Origin of the sequence: Micromonospora sp. DT31, from assembly GCF_049841795.1 — a bacterium.
GTDB lineage: Bacteria > Actinomycetota > Actinomycetes > Mycobacteriales > Micromonosporaceae > Micromonospora.
The window spans coordinates 16033-39895 of record NZ_JBNCKZ010000025.1 but is presented as its reverse complement, the minus strand read 5'-3'; the positions used below and the strand labels follow the sequence as shown (position 1 = coordinate 39895).

General features: G+C 69.0%; 26 protein-coding genes. 13 read left to right on the top strand and 13 right to left on the bottom strand.

The genetic code is table 11. The features are described from left to right. The first annotated feature begins 5 nt into the window (after positions 1-5). The 6 genes from ACLQ2X_RS26465 (at position 6) to ACLQ2X_RS26440 (ending at position 5102) form a co-directional block, all read left to right on the top strand. Positions 6-1118 carry an ABC transporter substrate-binding protein gene (locus ACLQ2X_RS26465; RefSeq protein ID WP_425683797.1) on the top strand — a complete coding sequence of 371 codons (1113 nt, stop codon included), beginning with the start codon at positions 6-8 and terminating at the stop codon, positions 1116-1118. 7 nt (positions 1119-1125) lie between these two features. Then, a complete protein-coding gene (locus ACLQ2X_RS26460) occupies positions 1126-1896 on the top strand; it encodes an ABC transporter permease (RefSeq protein WP_425683796.1) in 771 nt (256 codons plus the stop codon). Then, positions 1893-2708: an ABC transporter permease gene (locus ACLQ2X_RS26455; protein ID WP_425683795.1), complete on the top strand. Its 816-nt coding sequence runs from the start codon at positions 1893-1895 to the stop codon at positions 2706-2708. Before ACLQ2X_RS26460 ends, ACLQ2X_RS26455 begins: the two co-directional genes overlap by 4 nt. After that, entirely contained in the window at positions 2701-3513 is an 813-nt protein-coding gene (locus ACLQ2X_RS26450; RefSeq protein WP_425683794.1) for an ABC transporter ATP-binding protein, read from the top strand. The genes ACLQ2X_RS26455 and ACLQ2X_RS26450 overlap by 8 nt, the downstream gene beginning before the upstream one ends. 229 nt (positions 3514-3742) lie before the next feature. Beyond that, positions 3743-4210 carry a hypothetical protein gene (locus ACLQ2X_RS26445; RefSeq protein WP_425683793.1) on the top strand — a complete coding sequence of 156 codons (468 nt, stop codon included), beginning with the start codon at positions 3743-3745 and terminating at the stop codon, positions 4208-4210. Then, on the top strand, positions 4203-5102 hold the full coding sequence (locus ACLQ2X_RS26440; RefSeq protein WP_425683792.1) for an alpha/beta fold hydrolase: 900 nt from the start codon (positions 4203-4205) through the stop codon (positions 5100-5102). The genes ACLQ2X_RS26445 and ACLQ2X_RS26440 overlap by 8 nt, the downstream gene beginning before the upstream one ends. 154 nt (positions 5103-5256) lie before the next feature. Here ACLQ2X_RS26440 and ACLQ2X_RS26435 read toward each other — a convergent pair whose 3' ends face one another. After that, the gene (locus tag ACLQ2X_RS26435; RefSeq protein ID WP_425683791.1) at positions 5257-7221 is read right to left on the bottom strand and encodes a right-handed parallel beta-helix repeat-containing protein; all 1965 of its coding nucleotides are present in this window, start codon (positions 7219-7221) and stop codon (positions 5257-5259) included. Positions 7222-7377: 156 nt separating this feature from the next. Here ACLQ2X_RS26435 and ACLQ2X_RS26430 point away from each other — a divergent pair, with 156 nt between their 5' ends. Then, positions 7378-8916, top strand: coding sequence for a glycoside hydrolase family 43 protein (locus ACLQ2X_RS26430; RefSeq protein ID WP_425683790.1), 1539 nt, complete (start codon positions 7378-7380; stop codon positions 8914-8916). Between the two features lie 17 nt (positions 8917-8933). Here the strand turns inward: ACLQ2X_RS26430 and ACLQ2X_RS26425 are convergent, their stop codons facing one another. The 4 genes from ACLQ2X_RS26425 to ACLQ2X_RS26410 all read right to left on the bottom strand — a co-directional run bounded on the left by ACLQ2X_RS26425 (position 8934) and on the right by ACLQ2X_RS26410 (position 13684). Further along, positions 8934-9803, bottom strand: coding sequence for a carbohydrate ABC transporter permease (locus tag ACLQ2X_RS26425; protein ID WP_425683789.1), 870 nt, complete (start codon positions 9801-9803; stop codon positions 8934-8936). Continuing rightward, complete coding sequence (locus ACLQ2X_RS26420; RefSeq protein WP_425683812.1) at positions 9800-10753, bottom strand: carbohydrate ABC transporter permease; 954 nt, start codon at positions 10751-10753, stop codon at positions 9800-9802. The genes ACLQ2X_RS26425 and ACLQ2X_RS26420 overlap by 4 nt, the downstream gene beginning before the upstream one ends. A 71-nt stretch (positions 10754-10824) precedes the next feature. After that, entirely contained in the window at positions 10825-12081 is a 1257-nt protein-coding gene (locus ACLQ2X_RS26415) for an ABC transporter substrate-binding protein (protein ID WP_425683788.1), read from the bottom strand. A gap of 247 nt (positions 12082-12328) precedes the next feature. After that, the gene (locus tag ACLQ2X_RS26410) at positions 12329-13684 is read right to left on the bottom strand and encodes an MFS transporter (RefSeq protein ID WP_425683787.1); all 1356 of its coding nucleotides are present in this window, start codon (positions 13682-13684) and stop codon (positions 12329-12331) included. Positions 13685-13889: 205 nt separating this feature from the next. On the opposite strand from ACLQ2X_RS26410, the gene ACLQ2X_RS26405 reads away from it, so the two are divergent. Beyond that, the gene (locus ACLQ2X_RS26405; protein ID WP_425683786.1) at positions 13890-14822 is read left to right on the top strand and encodes a GNAT family N-acetyltransferase; all 933 of its coding nucleotides are present in this window, start codon (positions 13890-13892) and stop codon (positions 14820-14822) included. Between the two features lie 79 nt (positions 14823-14901). Here the strand turns inward: ACLQ2X_RS26405 and ACLQ2X_RS26400 are convergent, their stop codons facing one another. The 3 genes from ACLQ2X_RS26400 to ACLQ2X_RS26390 form a co-directional block, all read right to left on the bottom strand. After that, positions 14902-15360: a hypothetical protein gene (locus tag ACLQ2X_RS26400; protein WP_425683785.1), complete on the bottom strand. Its 459-nt coding sequence runs from the start codon at positions 15358-15360 to the stop codon at positions 14902-14904. Positions 15361-15804: 444 nt separating this feature from the next. Continuing rightward, the gene (locus ACLQ2X_RS26395; RefSeq protein ID WP_425683784.1) at positions 15805-16359 is read right to left on the bottom strand and encodes an alpha/beta hydrolase; all 555 of its coding nucleotides are present in this window, start codon (positions 16357-16359) and stop codon (positions 15805-15807) included. A gap of 154 nt (positions 16360-16513) precedes the next feature. Beyond that, the gene (locus tag ACLQ2X_RS26390) at positions 16514-17071 is read right to left on the bottom strand and encodes a M23 family metallopeptidase (RefSeq protein ID WP_425683783.1); all 558 of its coding nucleotides are present in this window, start codon (positions 17069-17071) and stop codon (positions 16514-16516) included. Between the two features lie 13 nt (positions 17072-17084). Here ACLQ2X_RS26390 and ACLQ2X_RS26385 point away from each other — a divergent pair, with 13 nt between their 5' ends. After that, on the top strand, positions 17085-17351 hold the full coding sequence (locus ACLQ2X_RS26385) for a hypothetical protein (protein WP_425683782.1): 267 nt from the start codon (positions 17085-17087) through the stop codon (positions 17349-17351). Between the two features lie 33 nt (positions 17352-17384). Here the strand turns inward: ACLQ2X_RS26385 and ACLQ2X_RS26380 are convergent, their stop codons facing one another. Together ACLQ2X_RS26380 and ACLQ2X_RS26375 are read right to left on the bottom strand one after the other, a co-directional pair. Then, a complete protein-coding gene (locus ACLQ2X_RS26380) occupies positions 17385-18092 on the bottom strand; it encodes a hypothetical protein (RefSeq protein ID WP_425683781.1) in 708 nt (235 codons plus the stop codon). 142 nt (positions 18093-18234) lie between these two features. After that, positions 18235-19032, bottom strand: coding sequence for a helix-turn-helix domain-containing protein (locus ACLQ2X_RS26375; RefSeq protein WP_425683780.1), 798 nt, complete (start codon positions 19030-19032; stop codon positions 18235-18237). A 140-nt stretch (positions 19033-19172) separates the two neighbouring features. Here ACLQ2X_RS26375 and ACLQ2X_RS26370 point away from each other — a divergent pair, with 140 nt between their 5' ends. Next, the gene (locus tag ACLQ2X_RS26370; protein WP_425683779.1) at positions 19173-19541 is read left to right on the top strand and encodes a nuclear transport factor 2 family protein; all 369 of its coding nucleotides are present in this window, start codon (positions 19173-19175) and stop codon (positions 19539-19541) included. Between the two features lie 473 nt (positions 19542-20014). Here ACLQ2X_RS26370 and ACLQ2X_RS26365 read toward each other — a convergent pair whose 3' ends face one another. Together ACLQ2X_RS26365 and ACLQ2X_RS26360 are read right to left on the bottom strand one after the other, a co-directional pair. Then, positions 20015-20455, bottom strand: a complete 441-nt coding sequence (locus tag ACLQ2X_RS26365; protein WP_425683778.1) for a hypothetical protein — start codon at positions 20453-20455, stop codon at positions 20015-20017. 138 nt (positions 20456-20593) lie between these two features. Next, positions 20594-21403 carry a class I SAM-dependent methyltransferase gene (locus tag ACLQ2X_RS26360; RefSeq protein WP_425683777.1) on the bottom strand — a complete coding sequence of 270 codons (810 nt, stop codon included), beginning with the start codon at positions 21401-21403 and terminating at the stop codon, positions 20594-20596. A 124-nt stretch (positions 21404-21527) separates the two neighbouring features. Here ACLQ2X_RS26360 and ACLQ2X_RS26355 point away from each other — a divergent pair, with 124 nt between their 5' ends. Next, complete coding sequence (locus tag ACLQ2X_RS26355; RefSeq protein ID WP_425683776.1) at positions 21528-21998, top strand: MarR family winged helix-turn-helix transcriptional regulator; 471 nt, start codon at positions 21528-21530, stop codon at positions 21996-21998. Between the two features lie 146 nt (positions 21999-22144). Here the strand turns inward: ACLQ2X_RS26355 and ACLQ2X_RS26350 are convergent, their stop codons facing one another. Beyond that, positions 22145-22330, bottom strand: a complete 186-nt coding sequence (locus ACLQ2X_RS26350; protein ID WP_425683775.1) for a hypothetical protein — start codon at positions 22328-22330, stop codon at positions 22145-22147. Positions 22331-22687: 357 nt separating this feature from the next. Here ACLQ2X_RS26350 and ACLQ2X_RS26345 point away from each other — a divergent pair, with 357 nt between their 5' ends. Together ACLQ2X_RS26345 and ACLQ2X_RS26340 are read left to right on the top strand one after the other, a co-directional pair. Further along, positions 22688-23122 (top strand): hypothetical protein, encoded by a 435-nt coding sequence (locus tag ACLQ2X_RS26345; protein WP_425683774.1) that lies wholly within the window; start codon positions 22688-22690, stop codon positions 23120-23122. 190 nt (positions 23123-23312) lie between these two features. Further along, positions 23313-23819 (top strand): DUF6545 domain-containing protein, encoded by a 507-nt coding sequence (locus tag ACLQ2X_RS26340; RefSeq protein ID WP_425683773.1) that lies wholly within the window; start codon positions 23313-23315, stop codon positions 23817-23819. The last annotated feature ends 44 nt before the right edge of the window (positions 23820-23863 follow it).

The window sequence follows — 23863 nt, the reverse complement described above, 5'->3', positions numbered from 1 at the left end:
CCGCAATGCGATCCGCCTTATCGGAATTCTTGACAATCAATCGCTTCTGCATGACGCTGATCGGCGCGGTCGGATGCTTCACCTCTCCTTGCCGGCCCCCACTCCTCCGGATGCACCAGCGCTTCGCACGGAAGGGCTCGTCCATGAAGAAGGCCACCGCCCTCGCTGTTCTCGCCGGCGTCGTGATCGCCCTGACCGGCTGCACGGACTCCGATGCCACCGATCCGTCCCCCGGGTCGAGCGGTGAACTGCGCAAGGTCCGCGTGGCGGCGCTGCCGATCAGCGAGACCGCAGCGTTGTGGGGCGGCATCAAGGCCGGCATCTTCCGGGAGCAGGGGCTCGACGTGGAGGTGGTGCCCGCCCAGGGCGGCGCACAGGCCATCCCGGCCCTGATCAACGGCGACATCGACTTCGCCATCGGTCAGCCTTTCGGCCCGTTCCGTGCCGATCTGCAGAACCTCGGTGTGGTGATCATCGGAAACTACGCGTCGTCCTACGCCGACGGTGACGACATCAACGCCGTGGTCGCGTCGGCGAAGTCCGGCATCACCCGGCCGGCCCAGCTCGCGGGGCGCAAGGTGTCGGTCAACAGCCTCGGCGCCGCCGGCGATGTCACGATCATGGCGGCGGTCGAGAAGGACGGCGGCGACCCCGCCAAGGTCAAGTTCGTCGAGGTGGCTTTCCCGGACGCGCCGGCCCAGCTCGCCGCCGGCAACATCGACGCCGCCTGGGTGACGGAGCCGTTCATCACCCAGATGCGCAAACGCGGTGACGTCCTCGTGGTCGCCCCGTACCAGGCCACGGTCCCCGGACTCACCACCCTGACGACGATCACGTCGAGCAGGCTGAAGGACTCCGACGCGACGCTTGTCGCGGACTTCTCGTCGGCGATGAGGAAGACGCTCACCTGGGCCAAGGATCCGGCCAACGAGAAGGACCTTCGCCAAGCCATCAAGGACAACCTCGAGCTACCGGAAGCGGTGGCGGACTCCGTACGGCTCCCGGCGTTCGGGTGGGAGCTCGACCGGGCCGGCCTGGAGCAACTGGCGACGCTCGCCCAGAAATACCGCGTCCTCGACCGACGACCCGACTTCGACCGCCTCATCCAGCAGCAGTAGCCGGCCGATGCGCAAGGTTCTGCTGGGCGCCGTCGGCCTGCTGGGATTCCTCGTCGTCTGGCAACTGATCCCGACACTGGGACTGGCCGACCCGCACTACCTGCCGTACGCCACGGACGTCTTCGGACGATTGGCCCAGGAGGTCCGCGATCTGGCGTTCTGGCGGCGGGTCCGGCTCACCATGACGTCGTGGGCGATCGGTCTGACGGTGGCGACGCTCGCGGCGGTCGCACTGGGGACGGTGGTCGGGTTGGTGCCGTTCCTGCGTCGCGCGACGCACACGACGGTCGAGTTCCTGCGACCGGTGCCGTCGGTCGCGCTGATCCCGCTCGCCGTCCTGATGTTCGGCCTGCAGATGCGCGCCGCGCTCGTCATCATCGTCTACGCGGCGTTCTGGCAGGTGTTCGTGCAGGTGATCTACGGCGTCGCCGACGTCGACACCGTCGCCCGGGACACCGCGCGGAGTTTCGGCCTCACCCGCGCCGAGCGGCTGCGCTACCTCGTCCTCCCGACCGCTCTGCCGTACCTGATGACCGGCCTGCGCCTCGGCGCGGCGGTCGCGCTCATCCTGGCCGTCACCGCCGAGATGGTGATCGGCAACCCCGGCCTCGGGCGCATGATCGAGCTGTCCCGCTCCGCCGGGGACGCGGTCGGCCTGTACGGCCTGGTCGTGGTCACCGGGGTCCTCGGCCTGCTGGTCAACGTCGTGTTCCGCTTCGTCGAACGCCGCTCGTTGGCCTGGCACCAGTCGGTGCTCGCGGACGAGGCAGCCCGATGACCGCCCTCGGCTCGGGCCGGACCGGGCCGCGCGGCCTCGGTGTCCGGGTCGCCGAGAACGTCCTGTTCGCGGTCGGGCTTCCCGTCCTGACCGTGGGGCTGTGGGCCGTCTGGTCCACCCGGTCGACGAACCGCTTCCTCGTCGGCCCCCGCGCGCTCCTCGACGCGTTCCGGCGGACCTGGATCGGCCCGGCGTTCGTCGACGACGTGCTGCCGAGCGTGTACCGGCTGCTGGCCGGCCTGTTCGCCTCGATCCTGCTCGGCGTCGCCGCCGGCGTCGTCATCGGCCGGTTCCGCCCGCTGCGCGAGATCCTCGAACCGCTGCTGGAGTTCTTCCGCGCGATTCCGCCGCCCGTGCTGATTCCGGTCGCGATGCTCCTGCTCGGCATCACCGACACCATGAAGGTCGTGGTCATCGTGTCCGGCGCGTTCTGGCCGATCCTGCTGAACACGATCGAAGGCGTCCGGGCGACCGACAGCGTCATGCTGGAGACCGCCTCCTCGTTCCGGGTCTCCCGGTGGGACCGGCTGTGGCTGCTGATCCTCCCGGCGGCGAGTCCGCGCATCATGACCGGCGTCCGGCAGGCACTCTCGGTGGCCCTCATCCTCATGGTCATCTCAGAGATGTTCGCGTCCTCAGCCGGCCTCGGATACCGGATCGCCTACTTCCAACGGAACTACCTCATCGCCGAGATGTGGAGCGGCATCCTCCTGCTCGGCCTCATCGGCGTCTTCCTCGCCGTGGCCTTCGGTGCCGTCGAACGTCGCGTCCTGCGCTGGTACCACGGAATGAAGGAGGCCACCCGTGCCTGACGGGATCCCCCTGCTGAGGGTCGAACACCTGCGGAAGGTCTACACCTCCGGCCGGGGCGAGGTCGAGGCAATCGGGGATCTCAGCTTCACGATGGATCCCGGCGAACTGCTGTGCGTCGTCGGTCCCTCGGGCTGCGGGAAGACCACGCTCCTGAAATGCCTCGCCGGGCTGCTCCGGCCCACAAGCGGCCTCGTCGAGATGGAGGGCTCGCCGGTGACGGGGCCGAGCCCGGCGATGGCAGTGGTCTTCCAGGAGTACGGCCGCAGCCTCTACCCGTGGCTGACCGTCCGCGGCAATGTGGAGCTCCCGCTTCGCCACAAGAAGCTCTCCCGCGCCGAACGCGCCCGGACGGTCGCCGACGCCCTCGACGCGGTCGGGCTGCCGCAGTCGGCGCGCAGCCATCCCTGGCAGCTCTCCGGCGGGATGCAGCAACGGGTGGCGATCGCGCGGGCCATCGCCTACCAGCCCGACGTGCTGATCATGGACGAGCCGTTCGCCGCTGTGGACGCGCAGACCCGCGCAGATCTGGAGGACCTCGTACGCGAACTGCACCTGACCCGCGGGATCTCCACTGTCTTCGTGACGCACGACATCGACGAATCGGTGTATCTGGGCCAACGCGTGCTCGTCCTGTCCAACTCACCGACCCGGGTCCAGCAGGACCTGGTGATCGACCTCCCGCAGGAACGCGATCAGCTCACCACCCGGGCCCTGCCCCGGTTCACCGAACTGCGGACCCACGTCTACGAGCAGATCCAGCGGGCCAAGCGCGGGTCGGCCGCGGCGCCACAGCCGGCACCGTGACCGCACGCCCGCGCCGCCGGTGGTGCCCCTCGGTTGCGTTCGCCGCGCAACGGGATGTTGTGATCGGACGCCCAGGGACAGCTGCCACGGCTGAGCCGTTCCACTGCACCATCGGATCCGATCGGCACACAGCAGAGAGCAGCCGCAGCGTCGCGCCGATCCGGCAACTCCCCCTTGACAGGTAGCGTCAAGTACTTGACAGTGATCGTCAAGTAATGGAGGAGGCGGCATGCCACCGAGCCATGGGGACCTCGTCGAACAACTCGCCGGATTGATCGACATCCGCCTGCTCGACCCCCTCGAGATCCTGCTCGACGGCCACGAGCGTGTCGCCTCACTGCGCGCCATCGTCCACGAGCGGGCAGCATCCTGGGCCACCACGTTGCTCGGCAACGACGACCGAGCGGCGATGGGAGCCATCATCCGGGTGGTCTCCACCCTGTACCCGGGGGATGGCCCGTTCGAGCCTCCCCTCGACTGGTGGCGAAGCCCGCTCGGCCAGGTGGTTGCGCGGCGAGTGGGTCACCCGACCGCCGAGTCGGTGTCATACGCGGTGGCCGGCGCCATGCTGGGCATCACCCGGCAGGGAGTGCACGACCTGGTCTCCCGCGGCAAGCTGGCCCGTCACCCCGAGCGGGGCGTGCTCTGCGCCTCCGTCCGTGACCGACTGCGACAGGAGAGGACCAGACATGCGTGAGACCGTCATCAGCTCCGGGAAGACGCCAATCGCCGTCCGCGACTTCGGCGGATCCGGGCGCCCGCTGCTGCTTCTGCACGGCGCCGGCGGCAATCTCGCCCAGATGACGGCGCTGGCCGAACACCTGCGGCCGGCCCACCGGGTGGTCACCGTCGACCTACGAGGGCATGGGCGATCCGGAGACGGTGAGTGGCGCTGGGACGAGGTGCTGGCCGACCTGGCCGCGGTCGCCGACGACCTGGCCCTGGCCTCTCCCGCCGTGGTCGGGGTGTCCCTCGGCGGGATGGTGGCCACGCTCTGGGCGCAGCGCCACCCTGAGTGCCCCGGCGCCGTCAGCCTCGACGGGAACCCGACACTGGGCCGCCCGGAGCAGCTCGCCGGGATGGATCCGAAGCAGGCAGCGACGGAACTCGCCAAGCTGCGGGCCGTCTTCGATGGCATGGCGGCGATGATCGCCGAACCGCTCGGCGCCGATCAGGTGGCAGCAGCGCTGGCTGGACAGCGTGCGCTGGCCCAACGGTACGGAGCCGCGCCGGAAGACTGGGTGGCGGCCTTCGAGCGCAATCTGGTGCCCTGCGACGACGGCCGTAGCCGGCTGCGCCCCGGTCCGGAGCTGACCGGGCAGCTGCGCGAAGCCATGGAATCCCTTGATCTCATCCCCGCCTACCGGGACATCCGGTGCCCCTTGCTGCTCGTACTGGCGACCGAGGATCTGCCCGAACAGCAGGCGTTCCACGAGCTGTACGCCGCCTACCGCCGCGCCAACGCCGAGCGTCTCGCCTGCCTGCACAACCCGGCACTGCAGGTCTTGCACCTCGCCGGCGCCAGTCACGCGATGGTCGCCGAACGCCCCCAGGAAATCGCCACCCTCATCACCGGTTTCCTCAGCTGACATTAGGGCACGACTCGGTGTCCTTGTCGCCATGGTCGACAGCATCGACCGTCATGTGTCGGCTGCGGCATGGTGAGGCGCCGACGATCCGCTCCGGCAGAACGTCCACCGCCCAGGCCGCACCCGTGACCGCAGGACCCGGCCGGGTACGTCGTCAGAAGAGGCGCGTACGGCGTGCCCCGGACCGAAGGCCCTCGATCGGGCCGACAGCGCCGTCTCGTCCAGGTTGCCGTGGCTCGCCCATGAGGTCGACGTCCATGACGGCGGGGCCGCCGTCAGCCTCCTCGAACTCCGCGTCGGCGCACCGGACCCGTTCCAGGTCCCGGCCGGTGACCACACCGATGCGGGACTCGTCGAACGCTTCGGGGAGTTCGGTGACGAGCCAGACCCCGTCGCCGTCGTCGACGACTGTCGCCCTCGCGGCGCCCAGTACCCGTGGCTCACGTTCACCCTCGAACGGCCGGGCGCCCGCGGCGTAGGCGTTCACGCGGGCGTACACCGGTTGTTTCACGTCGAGGTACTTCTGCTGGTCGCTGGGCGGCTGGTCGGCGAGGCGGGCCAGGTACTCCTCGAACGACGCGGGATGGCCGTCGTATCCGGCGGTGCCGGCCAGCGCCGGCCCCTCGCCCTCCGCGCCCGCGCCGTAGGCCGTGCCCGGGTCGCCGCCCACGAACAGATTCCCCACGTACCTGTCGTCGCCACCGTAGATCACCGCGTACCCGGCGACCTGCGTGCTGTGCGGCCGGTGGTACGGCGTAGCGCGGTCCAGCACCGGCTCCAGCCGCAGGGTGCCGCAGATCAGGTTGCAGACGAAGGCGCCTCCCTGGCTGAACAACTCCAGCGAGGCGGGCGAGCCGAAGATGTTGTGCTCGACCAGGTAGGGGCCATGGCTGACCTCGACGAAGAGGTCCCGGCAGTTGTGGTGGTAGACGTTTCGGGAGAGCCGGGTGCCCTGCGCCTGCCAGTCCAGCCAGGTGCCGAGCGAGCAACCGTGGATCCGGTTGTGCCTGATCACCACGTCGATGGCGGCGTGCAGCTTGATGCCGGCGATCTCGTAGCCGTAGAACTCACGCTTCACCCCGATGCCGTAGATGTGGTTGTCCTCGATCGTGGAGAACGCACATCCGAGGTGGCCCACTATCGCGTTCTGGCCGCAGTCGTGGATCGTGTTGCGGCGGATCACGTGCGAGCCGATGTGCTCCCGGTCCCACCCGATCTGGCGGGCCGCGAAGACCGCCTCCAGCTGGTACTGGTAGCCCGGCTTGTCGCCGCGGAGAGCCGAGTGGTTCTGCCCGGTCGACCCCTCCTTCCCGATCGAGATCGCCGCGCACTTGGCGTCGTGGATCAGGTTGTCCTCGATGACCCACCCCTTCGCCCAGCCGGGTCCGATCAGGCCCGGCTGATCGGCGGTCGGCGGTGCCCACGGGCTGGCCGCGTGCGCCAGCTCGAAGCCACGGACCGTGATGTAGTCCAGGTGTGGCTGTTCGGGGTAGAAGACGCTGCGGCGTACGTTGATCTCGACCAGTTCCGTGTTCGGGTCGGCGCCCTGGAAGTTGGCCCAGATCGTCGTCTGCTCACCGACCTCGGCGTACCAGACGAGCCGGGTCTGATCGGGATCGCCGACCGGATGGGTCACCCTGGTCCAGTCGTCGACGACCTCGGTGCGCCGGGGCGGATCGTCGACCTCCGCCCGGCTCGCCACCTCGAAGAAGCTCAAGCCGTTCAGGTAGACGTCGCCGAGATGCCTGCGTGGCGCGCCCGTGCGGTAGACGATCCAGTCGCCTGCCACCTCCTCGGAGAACGGGTTGAACGAGCCGAACAGCGAGTTGTCGACGACCGCCCGCCAAACCGTCCCGCCGAGCGGCTCCCAGCCCGTGACGCGTTCCGATCCCTTGATCACCACGTGCTCGCCGGGCGCCGCCTCGTAGGTGATGCGGCGGGAGTCGCTGAGACCGCCATGGCGTGGCCTCACCCACTCGCGGTACTCCCCCGCGTGCACCACCACCGTGTCACCGGGCTGCGCGACGCCGGCCGCCCGGTTGATCGTCCGGAAGGGCCGCTCGGCGCGGCCGTCGGCGCGATCCGAACCGCTGGTCGCCACATGGAATACGGATGCCATCCGGGAAACCCTCCTGGACGAGTGGTTCCGTTGTCACGCTTGACCGCACTGTACGCGGAGATCGAAGCACCCGGATCTCCCGCTCGCGGCTTGCCCGAGGCGGTTCGCGACATCGACACTCATGCCGGCGTCGTACCCGGACGAGAAGGAGCGGAAATGGAACCGGAGCCTGCGTACGGTGAGTCCTCCAGCTACCGCAACCCGATTCTCCCGGGCTTCTGGCCCGATCCGAGCATCTGCCGCGCGGGTGACGCCTACTACCTCGTGTGCTCCAGTTTCGAGTACTCGCCCGGTGTCCCGATCTTTCACAGTCGTGACCTGTTCGGCTGGCGCCAGATCGGCAACGTGCTCGACCGCGCCGGTCAGCTCCGGTTGCCCGCCGACACGCCGGCTTCGCGGGGCATCTACGCGCCCACGATCCGCTACCACGACAACCGGTTCTGGGTCGTCACGACGAACGTCACGCTCGGCGGGCACCTGATCGTGACGGCGACCGATCCCGCCGGTCCGTGGTCGGATCCGGTCCATCTGGACCTGCCCCACGTGGACCCGTCGCTGGCGTGGGACGACGACGGCACCTGCTGGATGACGGTGTCCGGGGTCGAGTCGTACCGGATCGACCCACGTACGGGAGAGGTCTTCGAAGGACCGGTGCCGATGTGGTCGGGAACGGGCGGCCAGTACCCCGAGGCGCCGCATCTGTACCGGGTCGGCGACTGGTGGTACCTGCTCGTCTCGGAGGGTGGTACCCACACCGGCCACGCGGTGAGCGTCGCCCGCGCGCGCTCGCCGCGCGGGCCGTTCCAGCCCGGGCCGGCCAATCCGATCCTGACGCATCGCGGCACCGACCGGCCGGTGCAGGCGACCGGGCATGCCGACATGGTCGAGGCCGCTGACGGCAGCTGGTGGATGGTTCTGCTGGGCATCCGGCCCAGGGGCCAGTGGCCGCCCTACCACGTGCTGGGGCGGGAGACGTTCCTGGTGCCGGTGCGCTGGGTCGACGGATGGCCGGTGGTCGATCCTGTGTCGTGCGGGACCGGCTCGGCGGGAATGAGCCGGTGGGCCGACCGGGACGACTTCGACGACGAGCGGCTGGGCGCACAGTGGATCTCTCCCCGTAGCCGGCCTGCCTCGGCCTGGTCGTTGACCGACCGGCCGGGCTGGCTGACCCTGCACGCGACCGGCGACAGCCTCGACCGCAGTGGTGCCACCATCGTCGGCCGCCGCCAGCAGCACCACGACTGCCGGGTCAGCGCCCGCATCGATCCCGGCTCCGGCCGGTCCGGCCTGACGATCAGGATCGACGAGGCCCATCACTACGACCTGGAACTCGCGCGGGGACAGGCCCGGGTCATCGGCCGGGTCGGGCCGTTTCGGCAGGTGTTCGGGGAGTGTCCCGTGCCGGCGGGGGCGGTGACCGTGGCACTGAGCATCCGGACCACCGACGTGTTGCCCCCGACTGTCACCTCGTCCGACGATCTCGCACAGGCGAGCCTCGTGGGTGTCACGGCTGCCGGCAGCGACACGATCAGGTTCGAGGTCGAGACCGCGGACGGCTGGTCGTACCTGGCGGAGCTCGACGGGCGCTACCTGTCCACCGAGGTCGCCTCCGGGTTCACCGGGCGCGTCATCGGCATGTATGTCACCGAGGGAACGGCCGGGTTCGACTGGTTCGACTACCGGCCGGCCGGATGACGGACCGGCACGGAACCTCACCCCTTGAACGCGCCTTCCATGATCCCCTGCACCAGACGGCGCCCGACGAAGACGAACAACACCAGCAGCGGAATCGTGGCCAGGAAGGAGCCGGACATGGCCAGGCCCAGATCGATGTCCCGGTTCTGCTGCAGTGCCTTGATGGCGATCTGGACGGTGTAGTTCTCCGGCGACTTCAACACGATGAACGGCCACAGGAAGTCGTTCCACGCGTAGACGAACGTGAACAGCCCCAGTACGTACGCCGCCGGACGGACCAGCGGGAAGGCTATTCGCCAGAAGATCTGCCAGGTGGTCGCGCCGTCCACGCGCGCCGCCTGCATCAGCTCGTCATCGATGGTGCTGCCGATGTGCTGTCGCATCCAGAAGATGCCGAACGCGCTGACCAGGCCGGGAACGATCACCGCCTGAAGGCTGTCCACCCAGTTCAACCGGGAGATGATCAGGTACTGCGGTACCACGGCCAACTGCGCCGGCACCGTCATGGTCAGCACGACGATGAGGAACAGCGTGTTGCGGCCGGGGAAGGACAGCTTGGCGAAGGCGAAGCCGGCCAACGCGCAGAGCACCGCCTGGCCTACGGCGATCGTGGTGGCGACGATGAGGCTGTTGAGCAGGGACTGCACGAACGGCACGATGGTGAAGACCAGCTCCGCCAGGTGCAGGAAGTTGCCGCCGGGTGTGAGCGTCGGGGGGAGAGTCGTGGCGGTGGCGGAATCCGTCGTCGCCACCACGAACATCCAGTAGAGCGGAAAGACACTGACGAGCGACATGAGGGTGAGCAGCGCGTACACCGGGATCGGGACGCGGTTGGCCTGACGCCGCCTGGCCCGCCTGGGCGCGGTGGTCGGGGGTACGGGCTTCATGGGCGCTCCGAACGGATGCGGCTGGCCAGCAGATAGTTCAGTCCGGAGAAGGCCACCACGATGACGAAGAGCGCGACGCCGACCGCCGCGCCGTAGCCGAAGTGGAACTGCCCGAAGGACTGCTCGTAGAGGTAGAGGGTGACGGTCTGGCACTGCCGTGCCGCCCCGCACGTGAGTCCGCCCACCGGGTTGGCCAGCAGCGGCTCGGTGAAGACCTGCAGCCCGCCGATGGTCGACGTCACGACGGTGAACGTGATGATCGGCCGTAGCGAGGGGATGCTGATGTGCAGGAACTGTTTCCAGCCGCCCGCACCGTCGGCAGCGGCGGCCTCGTACAGTTCCCGGGGAATCGCCTGCAGCGCGGCGAGGTACAGCAGTGTGTTGTATCCGGTCCAGCGCCAGGCGATCATCGTGGCGATCATGATGTGGCTGCCCCACAGCGACGCCGTGAAGTCGATGTGGTCGAAGCCCAGCAGCCCGAGGAACCAGTTGATCATGCCGTAGTCCCGGTCGAACATCTGGGCGAAGACGATGGTCGTGGCCGCCACCGAGGTGACGTAGGGAACGAGCACCGACATCCGGAACAACCCGGCCAACCGCAGCCGCGCGTGGTTGAGCAGGTGCGCCAGGCCGAGGGCCAGGAGCAACTGCGGCACCGTCGACATCACCCAGATGCTGAACGTGTTCCGCAGCGCCCCCCAGAAGCGCGGGTCGTGCAGGAGTTCGGAGAAGTTGTCCAGCCCCACGAAGCGGTGCTCGCCGATGGGGTCCCAGTCGAACAGGGAGATGTAGAAGGTGAACAGCAACGGGAAGAGACCGAAGATCAGGAAGAGCACGAAGAACGGCGAGATGTACGCGTACGGCGCCAGGAACTCCCGTACGCCCTGCCGGATCCGCCGCCTGCGATCGGGCTTCCGCGCGTCAGGTGCGACCGTGGCCGGGGTGAGCATGGTGGTCAAAGCGTCACCTTCCCGATGTGCGACAGCCGGGCGGTACCCGGCTGCCGCACATCAGCCCTCCGTCATTCGCGTACGGCGTTCTTGACGTTTGTCAGCGCGGTGTTCCAGGCGTTGGCCGGGTCCACCTTTCCCTGCTCGACGCTGGTGAGCGTGTTGAGGAACTCGGTGCCGACGGGGCCGTCCTGCGGACCGAAGTAGAAGGGCTTGATCCCCACCACCGACTGGGTGTAGATCTTGCCGATCGGCGCGTTGCTGAAGAACGGGTCGGTCTTACCGACCAGCTGCGGGTCCGTGTAGACCGACGGCGTGGTGGGCAGTGATCCCTGCATCAGGAAGTGGTCCAGCTGCCCCTTCGGCGATTGCATCTCGGAGATGTAGTTCCACGCCGCCTTCGCGTTCTTGGCGCGCTTGGGGATGGCGAGGAAGCTGCCGCCCCAGTTCCCCGAGCCACCGGGAATGGTGGCGATGTCCCACTTACCGCTTGTTTCGGGAGCGTTCGTCTTCATCTGGCTGAGCATCCAGGACGGTGAGCACACCACCGCGTAGTCGCCCTTCTTCATGGCCGCGCTCCAGCCCGACGAGAACGACCCCTGTTTCGCGGAAATGCCCGCGGTGAAGGCCTTCAGCGTCACGTCGAACGCCGCCTTCACCTGTTCGTTGTCGTAGTCCAGCTCGCGGTCGGCGCTGTAGTAGCGCTGGCTGCCCTGGTTCACCGCCTGGAAGAAAACGCTTGTCGGCGTGTTGTCCACGAACGGTCTGCCGGTCTTCTGGGTGTACTTCTGGCCGACGTTGATGAACTCGTCCCACGTCGGCCAGAGCTTGGAGACCTCGTCCCGGTCGGTGGGCAGGCCGGCTGCCTTGAACAGATCGGTACGGTAGGCGACCGCCAGGCCGCCGACGTCGGTCGGCACACCGATGATCTTGCCGTCCTTGGTCGTCGACTGCGCCATCACCCAGTCGAGGTAGTTGCCCTTGATGTCGCCCGCTCCCAGCGTGGTGAGGTCGACGAAGTTGTCCGGAGACTGCATGAACTTCGGCAGGTCGTCGGCCTGGATCAACACCAGGTCGGGCACCTTGCCACCGGCCAGCGCGGCGGTGAGCGCCTGCGCGGTCTCGGTCGTGCTGCCCACCTCGGTGAGCTTGACGCGCACATCGGGGTGCGCCTTGGTGTAGACGTCGACGTCGGCCTTCTGGTTGATGTTGGCGAACGACCAGAACTCGAAGGTCTTCGAGTCGGACTTGCCATCTGATCCGCCACAGCCGGCAAGGAGGAGCGCGGCGGCTGCGATGACGGCTGCGGTGGTCCGGACGCGTTTCAACGGCCCTCCATCGGTGATCGTGAGCGGCGGTGGTCGGGTGACCGCGGCGAATCAGGGCGACGGGCTCTCATTAGCGGGGACGCGCAGACGAAAGCCGACGGGTGGCCTCATCGACGAGTCACCCGCCGTCCCGTCGTCGGCGAGTTCGTCGCCTCCGAAACTTATCGAGACATTTGCATATCATGATGTTGTGCGCTGAGGCTACTAAGTGCTACGTCATCCGTCAACAACCTCGCTGCCAGCGAGATCACCGAACGGGAGGGGAGCTTCCCGATTCACACAGCGCCGAAAGTTTCGGAGTAGGTAGCGCAACTCTGCGCGAATCGCCATCAATGAATGCCGCGCAGCCATCGTCACCGGTTCTCGCCGTCGCCACTGCCTCCGGCTCCGCCGCCGGTCCGGGTCGGGTGGGTAGGAGCACGGCGGCGAGCACCGCGCTGGTCGCCAGCACGCCGATCACGAGCCAGACGGTGGTGGTGAGGGGCAGTCGTTGTCCGGCGATGCTGCCCGCCGAGGCGCCGACGACGGTCGCGGCCATCTCGGCGGCCGAGAAGGCGGATCCGACCCGACCGAGTTGGCGGTCCGGAGTCTGGCGTTGGACCTGAACCTGGACCAGCATCAGCAGCGCGCCCCCGGGCAGACCGGCCAGGGCGATGAAGACCAGCGCGGCGACGAAGTGATGGATGAGGAAGAGCCCGGCGAAGCAGAGGGTGATCCCCGTCAGGCATCCGGTGAACGACATCCGCAGGAGCCCACTGCGGGACAGCACGTTGCCGACGTACGCGCTGGCCAGGAACCCGCCGCCGAGTGCCGCCATCAGGACGCCCACGTCGCTGGCGTCGCCACCGAGGACATCGATGACATACGGCACCAGGAGCACGTTGAGAGCGGCGTTGGCCAGCAGGAAGAGGCTGGAGACGATGAGCGTCGCGCGGAGTACGAAGTGCCCGAAGAGGAAGGCCAGGCCCTCCCGGACCTGCCCCCAGAAGGTGGCCAGCCAGGACGACGTGTCCGGCTGGCGTCCGTTGTCGGCCACCCGCACCCGCCCCATTGCGAAGATCAGTACGGCCGAGAGCAGGTAGGTCGCGGAATCGATCAGCACCAGACCGTCGAAACCCAAGAGGGCGTAGAGCGCGCCGCCCAGGGGCCCGCCGGCGAGGCGGACGATACCGCCCGCAACCGTGTTCCAGGCGTTCGCCGCCTCCAGGTCATCGCCCCGACCGACGATGGCGGGCACCACCGCCCGGGCCGCGGGCTGGAAGAAGTGCCCGATCGCGCTCTCGAAGAACATCGCCGTGTAGAGCAGCCACAGCGTGCCCGGGTCGTCGACCACGATCAGCGCCAGCACGATGATCATGCGCAGCAGGTCCGCCCCGACCATGACCGCCCGCCGGTCCCATCGGTCAGCCAGGACCCCGGCCAGGGGTGCGAAGACGATCGCGGGCAGGGTCTGCGCGACGAAGGCGAAACCACTGCTGAGCGTCGACCCGGTCATCGTGTAGACGTAGACCGGCACCGCGACGATCATCAGCCAGTTGCCCAGGCTGGACAGTAGCGTGCTGCTCCAGAGCAGGCCGAAACGCCGGTTCCTGACGAGAATCACCGCTCACCTTACTTCTCCGTGCCCTGGCCGCGGCGCCCCACGACGTGGGCGAGGTCGGACGACACGCCATCTGGCATGCCGGGCCGAAAGCACGGTGGCGGTCAGGCTGTGACGGTGGCAGATCCGGTACGCCGTGCGGCACCCGCTACCCGCGCAGCCTGACCAACACCGTCTGAGTTCGTGGTCAGGGCACTAGCCTCTGCACGTGATCTCCTACCGCGCTACCGCCCCCGCAGACCTCGACCGCGTGACCTCGTGGATCGTGACCGAGCCCGTTGGGTGGATCCCCGCCGACCGCTACCTGGCCGAACTGGCCGAGGGCATGTACCGGCCGGAATGGACGTGGATCGCCGAGCACGACGGCCGGGTCGTGGGACGGGCGTTGTGGTGGGGGCCGAAGGGCAGCCCGCTTCCGGTCGCGCTCGACTGCCTCGACGTGGATCCTGCCGTTGGCGACCGTGCCGCCGTCGCCGCCGAGCTGATCGGGGCCGCGTTGGCCGGGTTCCCGGAGCCGGTGCAGTACGAGATCAAGGTCCCCGGTGGCTGGCGCGACGATCCGGCCACCTCGGCGGCGGTGGAGTGGCGGCGGGCGGCGGCGCACGCGGCGGGCCTCACCCGGGAGGTGGAGCGGCTGCAGTTCGAATGGGCACCCGCCGACGGGGTACCCCACGCGGCCGGCAGGCTGCGGTTCGCCGAGGCCTCCGACGAGGAGTTCCTCGCGGTGTTCAGGAGAATCGCCGAGGGCAGCCTGGATGCCCAGACCCGTGCGAACCTGGCCGCCAAGGGCGTGGACGCGACCGCGCGCGAAGAGATGGACTTTTATCTCAGGGCGCCGGGCAAGCGGGAATGGTGGCGGATCGCCTACACGCGCGAGGGCGAGGTGGCGGGCATGGCGATTCCCTCCGCCACGCCCTACAACGTGAACGTCGGCTATCTCGGGGTGGTGCCGGAGTTCCGCGGGCGCGGTTACGTGGACGAGGTGCTCGCCGAGATCACCCGCCTTCACGCAGTCAATGGGGAGTCGCGCATCACCGCCACCACCGACCTGGGCAACGCGCCTATGGCGGCCGCTTTCGGTCGCGCCGGGTACCGCATCACGGGGATCCGGATCAACCTTTCCAACGACGTCCAGCCTTAGACGAGGAAAGGCCGGTGCCGACGTTGCGACGACACCGCACGCCCGTCACGTTGAGCCTGGGATTGCCCGTCAGCGGTCGCTACCTGGTCAGCGGGTTCTGCGTGATCTCGGCGGCCGGCGGGACATCAACCTTCACCTTCGTCCCATACTCGGAGATGGTCAGTTCCGACCGGTCCCCCTGACTCTCACCGGCCGGCTCGCGGAGGTACGTAAGGCGGGTAAGGCGGCCCTGGCTGTCGACGGTCGCCTCGAACGCCACGGCTCGGTCCTGCGGCCCGTCCTTCAGCCCATGGGCTGCTGCGAAGTCGAAGTCGCCCCGGAAGCTGCCGCCGCCGGCCCGCTCCGCCCGGACGATGTGGTCCAAGGGCTTCACCAGGGCACGGACATCCATCTCGATGAGCCCGTTGCCCTTGGGGTGCCGCGTGACATCGGTGTACACCCAGGTCTTGCTCTCTTGGGCTTTGACCAGCGCGCCGTCTTTCGAGAAACGGGTGTAGACGTCCTGCCGGATCTGACGGGTCTCCGTGGTGACCTTCACCCCGTCCTCCAACACGGACACCGTGAAGACTCACCAGTTCCTTGACTGGTCCGTCACTTCAACCACGTCACTGAGTTCCTGCCCATCCCCTCGCGTCACCTTTGCGGTCACTCGAAAGCTCTCTCGGTCGAGCCGGTTGACCGCCTCCTGGAGCACGGCTACGGCATCGTCGTGCCGCTGCGGTGTGCACCCGCTCACCGCGTACGCGGCCGCTATGACGAGGCCGAGGACAAGTCCTCGATACGGACGATTACCTGTCACTGCCGAATCCTTCCCCCGTGAGGTGCCAACCCGGGCACTCATCGGATGACCAGAGTTTCGGTCAACCTGGCCCAGGCAGGCGTCAGTGTAGGTGACGGCTCGGCGGGGGGTATCCGATTTCATGCGAGGTGATCTATGCCTCGCCACTCCTCAAGAGGCCGGACCACGCTCGTAATTCGTCGGTCAACGGACCTGGGATGGTGTCGGCCAGAGAACCCGGTCAAGGAACTCCTCTATCGCCGTAGCCATCTCACCGAGCACCGCCGCAGACCCGGCGAGGGGCCCCGGGACGCGGAGCCCGTGATCGCCACCCTCCACTTCGAACACATGCGGTGACAACTCGCGTGCGAGCTTCGGACGCCATGTGCTGTCCGCCGTGCCGCCGATGAGAAGGCAGGGCGCGCCGGCCCGGCGCAGACCCTCAACCACCTCTGACCGGTGCAGCAACGGCGTGATCCAGATTGCCGGCAGGTCATAGTCGGCAGCAAGGTCTGCGGCGAGCGTGCCGAGGGAGTAGGCGATGATCAACGGCTTGGGCAAATCACGAAGCGCCGCCGTCATCTGCTTCACTGCCCACGGTCCCCGCGCCTCCGGCTCGGGTGGCGCCTCGCCGCTCCATGACACGTAGTGCATCTGCGCGCCGCGCATCTGCGCTGCATCGGCAGCGAACAACTGGTGGGGAAAGTGCCAGCAGCCGCTGCTGCCCGGAATTACCAACACGGTGCGCTGCGTCGCCATGCCATCCTCCCCGCGGCCAGAACCCTGTCCACAAGCCTCGGCGGCCTTTGTGGGGTCTTCGCAACTGCAACCTACCCGGCACCCCAGCTGACGACCGGCACACCCGTCGGGCCGACAATTGGCTGGCCAGCCGGGAGCCCGTTGACCCGTCCGCCTACGGGCCGCAGTTCGCGCTGGTCCGCCGGACCGTGTACTCACGGTCGTCGGACGTGATGCCCGACGGTACGCCGTCGAAGTGGGCCTCCACCTTGCTCCAGCCACGCCGCTGCTCGTAGTGCAGGTGGGGGGCACCGGAGTTCCCGGTGCTGCCGACCCGCCCGATCTGGTCGCCGCGGGCCACCCGCTGACCTGCCGTGACCGACGGCGCTTCGAGCAGGTGCAGGTACTGCGTCTCCCACTTCCCACCATGATCGATCTTGACCCAGTAGCCGCCGCCCCGGCCCCGCGGCCCGTCCGGGTCCTGCGGGGTACGACCGCCAAGCGAGCCGTTGATCCCCGCCACCGTCACCGTTCCGTCCGCGGAGGCCAACACCGGCCGCCCCCACGCTTCGCCCGTCGTCGGGAACAGGTCGACGTCGTAGTCGTCGTGTCCCGGATAGGTGGAGAGCCGCCACGTCTCCCCACAGGCGACCGGGAGTTGGAAAGCCGGCCGTGGGCCCGGCGGCCGCAGCAACGGCACCACGGCGATTCCCAAGAAGGGCAGCCGGCTCATTTCCGTCGACGGTGTGACCTTCAGGTGGAAGGTCCGTCACAAGCCCTCGTACGAGCAGGGCCGGGGCCTGAGCCCGCTGTCCTTCGCGGTGGAGCACGCGCAGGAGCCGGGGGCTGTCCTTGTCGCGCTGATGCCGTCGCCCCGGCTGGACAACTGGATGGGAGCACAACCGGGTCAGCCCGTGGTGCCGGCGCTCGTCGAGCGGGTCATCCGCACAGCGCTTACCGACGGATGGCGTCCCGACCGTCCCGGGCACCCGTTCACCGTCGCCGTCCCCTGAGCGGTCCGGGCCGCGAGCCCTCCCGCCGGTGAGTCAGTAGTCCAGGAGGAAGGGCTGGCGGTGCGTGAGTGCCGTTTCGGCCAGGTCGAGCATCACCGCGAGGCCGAACCGGGCCATATCCCCCACCGTGGGGTGGTCCGTCGTCGGCCCGCGCCGCAACTCGGCCGGGTCGTACCCGGCGAGAAGGCCGGTGCGTTCGTTCAGCAGGCGCAGTTCCGCCTCGAGCCGGCCGACCGACGCCATCCGGGTGGGTTGGCCGCCCGGTCGGGGCGCCTCGATCACGAGCGGGTCCGTCGCGAGCGGTAGCCACCATTCCACCCCGGCCAGCAGACTGAGATAGCGCTCGGGCTGCGCCGAGGCCGCCTGGAACGCGGGGGCGTCGGCGAACGCACGCGGGCTGTCCGGCTTGTCCCACGGACCCGGCTGCAGATCGGGGCGCTCGTCGTACGCGGCGAACAGCAGGACCGCCCCGAACCCGTCCCAGTCCGGCTTGTCGGTCCAGTACGGCCGGTTAGTGCCCTCCGGCCAGTCCGCCGGGGCGCCGAGCGCCTCGCCGAGCCACTGCTGCCACCCCCGTACGGCGTCGTACACCACGTCGGGGTCGGTCTCGCGATCGTCATCCTCCTGCGCCCGGACGATCCGCACGTCGAGTCCGTCCCGTGCGCCGATCTGTTGCATGATCGTCAGCCAGTCGTTCAGGTGGTAGCGGGTCAACGGTCCGACATAAAGATCAAGTCCCATGGCGCGCATTCTTTCGCACCACGTGTGAATCGGTGACCCCGCTCGACGGGGCCCTCCGACTGCGTCTACGAGTTGGGTGAGAAGTGCAGGCGCCGGCATCGCGGATCCCACGGGGCGGACGGTGGACGGTCGCGCCACCGGCCTACGCCAGGGCGTGGAGCCTTTCGGTGGTGGCCGGATCGGCGGGGAAGAATGCCTCGACGGCCAGCCCGGCGACGGTGACGTCCAGTGGCATGCCGAAGAGGGTGGTGGTGCTGAAGAAGGAGAGCACCTGACCGTCGTGGCGGTACCGCAGCGGGATCACCACACGCGAAGCGACGTCACTGACCGGTGCCGCATGGCCCTCACCCCCGGGATAGCCACGAAGCTCCTCGTGCAGTTCGTGCAGGGCCGGGTCGTTGGTTGTCGCGGCCTGCTGGCGGAGCCGGTGGAGCAGGTGCGCGCGCCACTCGGGCAGGTTGAGGATTCGCGGCGCCATGCCGTCGGGGTGCAGGCTGAGCCGCAGCACGTTGATCGGCGGGGCGAGGAGGTGGGGCGCGACCGCAGCGGTGAGCAGCGCGATGGCGGGGTTGGCGTCGACGAGATGCCAGTGCTGGTCGACGAGCAGTGCGGGGTACGGGTGGTGACCGTCGAGGATCTGGCGGATGGCGACACGTACCGGAGCCAGCTCCGGGTCGCCCAACTCGCGGCCGGGATAGGCGGGCGCGTAGCCGGCGGCCAGCAGCATCGTGTTGCGTTCCGCCAGCGGCACGTCGAGATGTTCCGCCAGCCGCAGGATCAGCTCCGGGCTCGGCCGGGAGCGGCCCGTCTCGACGAAGCTCAGATGCCGGGCCGACACTCCCGCCTCGATCGACAGATCGAGCTGACTCATTGCGCGCCGTCGGCGCCAGTCACGCAGCAGCTCGCCTACCGGGCCAACGGTGCTGATCGTAGTCGTCACGCCGCCGACCCTAACGACCGTGCCGGTGCGCGCAGCTCATTACCTGCGAGGTAATCGACAGCACGCCGGGGCGCCGGAAATCATCTGGTCCGGGTGCGGCGACAATCCCGCCCCCGTCCCGGCAAGCGAGGAGAGAGCCCATGGCTACCACGTTCGATCGGCTGGCCGAGCGTTATATCGCCACCTGGAACGAGACCGATCCGGCGAAGCGCCGCCGGGACATCGACGACCTGTGGGCACCCGGGGGTCGTTACGTCGACCCGATGGCCGTCGCCGAGGGCCTGGAGGCGATCGACGCGACGATCGCCGCCGTGCAGGGCCAGTTCCCCGGCATGCGGTTCCGGCTGGTCGGACCGGTCGACGGTCACCACAACCAGGCCCGCTTCACCTGGGCGTTGGGGCCCGAAGGCGTCGAGGCTCCGATCGTGGGCTTCGACGTGGCGGTGACCGACGACAACGGACGGCTGACCCAGGTTCTGGGTTTCCTTGACCGGGTCCCCCCGGCGTGACGCCCCCCGTGACCGCGTACGCGCTTGCCCACCTGCGCAGGGCGCCCGTCCAGCCGACGAGTCCAGCAACCTGACGTTCTCCCTCAACGGCGGCTCGGTCTACGTCGAGAACCGGGACAACGGCGTCTACGGGAGCCGGCTGACCTCGTCCGGCGGTCCCTACAACAACGGGGTCTGGCACACCGCCGTCGTGACCGTCGACACCGGCGGCACGGAAGGTCATGGAGGTCGCGGCGGCCGCACCGGGTGACGGCGGCGACGTCGTGCAGTGGACCGACAACGGCGCGCCCAGCCAGCACTGGTCCCTGTCGTAACCCGGCTCGGCCCCGTCCGACGCAGGTCGGGCGGGGCCGGGCGCGGTCGACGCGCACGGTCGGACCCGCACGACCGTCACACCGCCTGCACGCTCGGGCTCGCCCGCTGCGGGTCGGCTGCACCATGACCGCGTGCGCCCACGATCGGCGCCCATGCTCTCAGCCGACCCGGTAGTAGTCGTCGAGGAAGGCTGCGTAGCGTTCGGCGTCGTAAGACTCCTCCATCCACGCGATCTGGTCGAGGATCTCTCGGGCCTCGTCGGTGCACAACGCCGTGAGGTACTCCTTCGTCCTGGCCACGCCTGCCCCGAGCATCAGCTCCGCGTCGACGGCGCCGCTCGCGTCCATACTGGTGCCGCGGGCGCGGTGGACCAACAGGGCGTCCTCGGCGGCGCCGGCGTGCCAGAGCTCGACAGCGCAGATGCGCATTCGCTGCGTGTTCCCGGGGACGGCGCCCGAACCGGCGTAGAAGTCCGCCTCGCGCCGAGCCTCACGCACCAGGGCAGCCCGAACGACAGGAACCTGGCCGACCTCGACGCGCAAACCGAAGACGGCAAGGTGCTGGGCGGCCTCACGCTCGTGCTGGTCATACACGCCCATCCCCACCTCCCCTGTCCAGCAGGCACCGAGCGCACCGGCCAGGCAGCGCTCTCGGCCCGCCAGACCTCGCCACCATGGTCGAGGGTGTCCGCCCACCGGCAGGATCGGACGTTGCGGGAGCGGTCCTGCATCTTTGCGTCAGGCCCGGCAGACAATCTCGCCATGGAGAACGGCGAACCAGGCATCCTCTGCCGCGGCCCACTCCCGCCAGCCCTCGGAGATGCCGCGCAGGTCCTCCGCCGTCGCGGCGCCCGAGGTCAGCACCTGTCGGGCCAGGTCCGAACTCAGGATCCGCTCGGCCCACATCCCGCCCCACCACCGCCTGTCCTCCGGCGTGGCGAAACACCAGGTGCTCGCCGTCGCCCTGACGTCGGTGAACCCGGCGGAGCGGGCCCAGGACAGCAGGCGTCGACCGGCGTCCGGCTCGCCTGCGTTGGCGCGGGCGGCCTGCTGGTACAGGGCGAGCCAGTCGTCCAGCGCGGGCACGCGCGGAAACCAGGCGAACCCCGCGTAGTCGCTGTCCCGCGCGGCGACAACTCCGCCGCAACGGGCAACCCGGCGCATCTCGCGCAGCGCCCCGACCGGATCGGCGACATGCTGAAGCACCTGATGGGCGTGCACGACGTCGAACTCGCTGTCGGGGAAGTCGAGCGCGTGGACATCGGCGACCACGAAATCGATGTTTCCTTGGCCCCGTGCGTCGGCCTCCGTACGGGCGAGTTGCAGTGCGTCGCTGGTGATCTCCACGGCGGTGACCCGTCCGGGTGCGACGCGGGTGGCGAGGTCGACGGTGATGGTGCCCGGCCCGCACCCGACGTCGAGCACCGACATGCCCGGCACGAGGTGCGGCAGGAGGTACGCCGCGGAGTTCTCGGCGGTACGCCACCGGTGCGAACGCAGCACCGACTCGTGGTGCCCGTGGGTATAGACGTTCGGTGCGGACGGCATGCGCGGATCTCCCCGATCGGTTGCGACGACGGTAACCGGATCGTCCCGCCATACGGAAGGGCGGGACCAACTTGCTCCGACACGAGATAGTTCTGATCGCGGACTAGTTGCTAGGCTGGGTGGCATGAGCGACGTGCCCGACCTGATGTTTCTCATGTCCTGGGCCACCCACGCGCTGGCCCAGGAGCACGCCACGGCCCTGTCCGGCCTGGGCATCTCGACCCGGGCATACTGCGTACTGGAGCGTGGCCTGACCGGCGAGCTGACCCAGACCCAGCTGGGTGAGCTGTGCGGCATCGACAAGACCACCATGGTCGTGACCCTCGACGAACTCGAGCGGGCCGGGCTCGCCGAGCGCCGAATGTCGGAGACCGATCGGCGAGCCCGGATCGTCAAGGTCACCCCTCAGGGCGAGCGGATGGTCGCCGAGGCCGGCGAGATCGTCACTCGGCTCCAGGCCGAGATCCTCTCCACGGTCCCGTCCCACGACCGCAAGGTCTTCCTGGACGTACTCGGCCACCTGATCAACGGTCGGCTCTCGACGATCGTGCAGGCCGAACGCCCGGTGCGGCGGCGCGCCGCGAAGGCGGCGTGACCGGTCAGAAGCCGATGCTGCACGGGTGACGGAAGGAGCTGCAGCAGGCGTAGGCCACCTTCACTTTGACCAGCCCCGCATGTGGTTCGGACCGGGCACGGCGGGCTGGTTGGCCCGGTCCAGCCGGTTGGCGAAAGTTGGATCGGTCATCCGCCGACGATCGCTGCCACGATCGCACTCGCGGACAGTGCCAGGCCGAGGCCCAGGACCAAGGAGCGCCACGGCGCGAGCGGCGCAACTCGCCGCGGCCCTTCCCGGTAGGGAATGCCAACCAGCACCACAGCGATCGCCACCGGAACCAGGGCCATCCACGAATCCTCGATGCTGACCAAGCGAAAATATGCGATCGCCAGGCCAGCACCGAGCGCGAGTCCGCAGAGCAAGGATGACCCGCCGCGCCGATCGGGCCACACTATCCGCACCATGCGGGCAGCCCTACCCGTCCACATGCGACTCGAACCTACCCTCGCTCGGCGTCGCGCTGGTCAAGCTCCCTTCCCGCTGACGAGTCGTGATGGTCGACGGGTGTGGGCACTGCCCTGGGCCGAACAGCCGGCAGCGCTCCGGCGAGCAGTAGATCGCTCAACGCGGGACAACTGAAGCGCGACGTAGTGGGCGGCGTCTCGTCGGGCAGACCCTGAGTACGCCGACTCATGCGCGGCCGGGTTGAGCCGTCCACGCTGGGCGGTATGACGTCTGAGGCGGTCGGCGCGGGGCGGCGGCGTGGCCCGATCGTGGGATTCCTGGTCCTGGTCTGGGTCTGCGGGCTGATCGCGGCGGCCGTGTGGTGGGTGGGCATCGGCTTGGAGCAGTGGAGCGTCAGCTACGGCGACCAGCCCGGCGAGTCCGCGGACCTTCAACGTCGGGCGAGCGTGGCCCTGCTGGTCGCCGCGTTGGTGGCGACCGCCGGGCCGGCCGTCATCGCGCTCGTCGCGTACCACCTGCGACTGGTACGCACCGCGATTGTCCTCCTGGTGCTGACCGTCGTGATCGCCGTGCCCGCCGTGCCGTTCGCCCTGCTCGCCGGCCGGGACCTCGAACCGGCGCCGGCACCGACGACGCCCGGCCCGCCGGGGCACTGCGTGGAGCACAGCGGCGGGGATACCCGCTGCCCAGGCGGCTGACCGAGCGGCATCGTCGGACCGTCGTGCCATCGTGCCGCTCACCTCACGGCAAGGAGCGCAGCGGCATGGCCACGGTGACGGTTCGCGACGAGACAGCGACGGGCAGGGCGATCGATCAGTGGCCGTCGACCGGCCTGCCGGCAGGCATCTCCGCGCGGGGAGCTGGTCCGGTTGCGCGTACGCGAGGAAGGTGGCGCGGTTTAACGCCGACCAGGCCCGGCCGACCGACGCGGAGGCCACGTCGAACGGCTGTCGGGTCGGTCGGCTCTGGGTCGGAGCCGCGGCGCTTCGCGACTACTGCCAGCTGTATCCGTCGTGTGCACGGATCCACGCCGTGCTGCCTGAGATCACGCCGCTTCCGCCGCCGTCCGGTGTCCGCGACGCCCTGCCGATCGCTCGGACGCTTCCCCTGCGACGGGTCAGGATCACCGTGTGGACCCTGGACGGCTACGCCACCCTGCGGCCATTGGTGTCGACGACGGTCACCGCATACGCACAACGCGCTGCCGAGGAAGCCGGCCGCCAAGGCGACCGACAGACCGCCATGGTTGAAGCCGTGGTCATCGGTGCGGCTCTGGCATCCCGCCTCGACGGCGCGACTCCCGCCGACGGGTCGGACGACACTCCTGCCCAATTGCTTGGCCCTCCGGAGATTCGGCCACCCGGCAACCTCGGCGCCGCCGACCAGGTGACATGACTTACTCCGGTCACTCGGACGATCTCCTTCCCTGCCGCTGCGCG

Bases quoted from the DNA above. Each gene is read 5' to 3' on its own strand.
- ACLQ2X_RS26440 (WP_425683792.1), top strand. From the start codon at position 4,203: ATGCGTGAGACCGTCATCAGCTCCGGGAAGACGCCAATCGCCGTCCGC.
- ACLQ2X_RS26355 (WP_425683776.1), top strand. From the start codon at position 21,528: ATGAGCGACGTGCCCGACCTGATGTTTCTCATGTCCTGGGCCACCCAC.
- ACLQ2X_RS26430 (WP_425683790.1), top strand. From the start codon at position 7,378: ATGGAACCGGAGCCTGCGTACGGTGAGTCCTCCAGCTACCGCAACCCG.
- ACLQ2X_RS26370 (WP_425683779.1), top strand. From the start codon at position 19,173: ATGGCTACCACGTTCGATCGGCTGGCCGAGCGTTATATCGCCACCTGG.
- ACLQ2X_RS26380 (WP_425683781.1), bottom strand. From the start codon at position 18,092: ATGGGACTTGATCTTTATGTCGGACCGTTGACCCGCTACCACCTGAAC.
- ACLQ2X_RS26390 (WP_425683783.1), bottom strand. From the start codon at position 17,071: ATGAGCCGGCTGCCCTTCTTGGGAATCGCCGTGGTGCCGTTGCTGCGG.
- ACLQ2X_RS26345 (WP_425683774.1), top strand. From the start codon at position 22,688: ATGACGTCTGAGGCGGTCGGCGCGGGGCGGCGGCGTGGCCCGATCGTG.
- ACLQ2X_RS26365 (WP_425683778.1), bottom strand. From the start codon at position 20,455: ATGGGCGTGTATGACCAGCACGAGCGTGAGGCCGCCCAGCACCTTGCC.
- ACLQ2X_RS26420 (WP_425683812.1), bottom strand. From the start codon at position 10,753: ATGCTCACCCCGGCCACGGTCGCACCTGACGCGCGGAAGCCCGATCGC.
- ACLQ2X_RS26445 (WP_425683793.1), top strand. From the start codon at position 3,743: ATGCCACCGAGCCATGGGGACCTCGTCGAACAACTCGCCGGATTGATC.
- ACLQ2X_RS26395 (WP_425683784.1), bottom strand. From the start codon at position 16,359: ATGGCGACGCAGCGCACCGTGTTGGTAATTCCGGGCAGCAGCGGCTGC.
- ACLQ2X_RS26425 (WP_425683789.1), bottom strand. From the start codon at position 9,803: ATGAAGCCCGTACCCCCGACCACCGCGCCCAGGCGGGCCAGGCGGCGT.
- ACLQ2X_RS26465 (WP_425683797.1), top strand. From the start codon at position 6: ATGCGATCCGCCTTATCGGAATTCTTGACAATCAATCGCTTCTGCATG.
- ACLQ2X_RS26460 (WP_425683796.1), top strand. From the start codon at position 1,126: ATGCGCAAGGTTCTGCTGGGCGCCGTCGGCCTGCTGGGATTCCTCGTC.
- ACLQ2X_RS26360 (WP_425683777.1), bottom strand. From the start codon at position 21,403: ATGCCGTCCGCACCGAACGTCTATACCCACGGGCACCACGAGTCGGTG.
- ACLQ2X_RS26455 (WP_425683795.1), top strand. From the start codon at position 1,893: ATGACCGCCCTCGGCTCGGGCCGGACCGGGCCGCGCGGCCTCGGTGTC.
- ACLQ2X_RS26435 (WP_425683791.1), bottom strand. From the start codon at position 7,221: ATGGCATCCGTATTCCATGTGGCGACCAGCGGTTCGGATCGCGCCGAC.